The following is an 891-nucleotide window of genomic DNA, read 5'->3' on the forward strand; positions in this document are numbered from 1 at the left end:
GGCTGGGCGTCGTCGGGCGCGCTGCATCCCAAGGGGTGTACCCCGTTCCAGGGAAGGTTCCGGGTGTGCCCGGCGTCCGCACGGTGCCGCAGGTGTCGGCGGCCGGGCGGGGTCCGTCCGGGGATCAGGGCTCGCCCGGCGCGCCCGCCGGCCTGCCCCGCCCCACCTGCGTCCGCACCGCGCCCATGCTCGCCGCGATGACCAGGGCGATCGCCACGACTTCCAGCGGCGCGAGGGACTGGCCCAGGATCAGGAATCCGGCCGTGGCGGCGAGCGCCGGCTCCAGGCTCATGAGGATCGCGAAGGTGGAGGCGGGCAGGCGGCGCCGGGCGAGCAGTTCGAGGGTGTAGGGCAGGACGGAGGACAGCACCGCCACCGCCGCACCCAGCCCGAACGTCGTCGGGTCGGCCAGTTTCGTCCCCGACTCGGCCTGGCCGAGCGGCAGGAACAGCACCGCGCCCACCGCCATGGCCAGCGCCAGCCCGTCGGCCTGCGGGAACCGCCGCCCGGTACGGGCGCTGAAGACGATGTACGCCGCCCACATGGCCCCCGCGCCGAGCGCGAAGCCCACCCCGGCGGCGTCCAGGCCGCCGAAGTCCCCGCCGCCGAGGAGGAACACGCCGCACAGGGCCAGCCCCGCCCACACGACGTTGACCAGCCGGCGCGAGGCCAGGACGGACAGGGCGAGCGGGCCGAGCACTTCGAGGGTGACGGCCGGGCCGAGCGGGATCCGGGCGACGGCCTGGTAGAACAGGCCGTTCATCGCGGCCATCGCGATGCCGAACACGACGACCGTGCCCCAGTCGGCGCGCGAGTGCCCGCGCAGCCGGGGCCGGCAGACCACGAGCAGCACGATCGCGGCCACCAGCAGCCGCAGGCACACGACACCGA

1 protein-coding gene is annotated in these 891 nt (G+C 75.6%); it reads right to left on the bottom strand.

Going from position 1 to position 891, the window contains the following annotated elements:
- Positions 1-124: 124 nt before the first annotated feature.
- Positions 125-891 (bottom strand): EamA family transporter (locus tag GV126_RS32360; protein WP_159674518.1); only part of this gene is annotated, 767 nt, incomplete at its 5' end.

This window comes from Streptomyces mexicanus, from assembly GCF_902506575.1.
Taxonomy (GTDB): domain Bacteria; phylum Actinomycetota; class Actinomycetes; order Streptomycetales; family Streptomycetaceae; genus Streptomyces; species Streptomyces mexicanus.